Below are 246 nucleotides of genomic sequence, written 5' to 3' on the forward strand. Positions count from 1 at the left end.
GAGCTATCTGGATACAGGAAACCGTAGCCAGTTCGACAATCACACCGTAACTGCGATCTTTGGTGGGTCGAAGGCCGGTGGTTCGAAAACGCTGCCGCTTGAGACGTCCCGTGCCTTTGTCGAGCCGATTTATGCACGCATTGCAGCGCGCGCTGGCAATGGTGTTCTCCAGCCTGAACTGACCACTGATCCGGATCTGCATCTGGTCACCAACTTCGGTCAGATCATCCGGCCGCTCCGGCAGGC

General features: G+C 57.7%; 1 pseudogene. It reads left to right on the forward strand.

From position 1 onward, the window contains the following. Positions 1-246 (forward strand): annotated as a pseudogene (locus JN414_RS16640) (hypothetical protein); the annotation flags it as partial.

The sequence above is a fragment of the Gluconobacter sp. Gdi genome, from assembly GCF_014132155.1.
Classification (GTDB): Bacteria; Pseudomonadota; Alphaproteobacteria; order Acetobacterales; family Acetobacteraceae; genus Gluconobacter.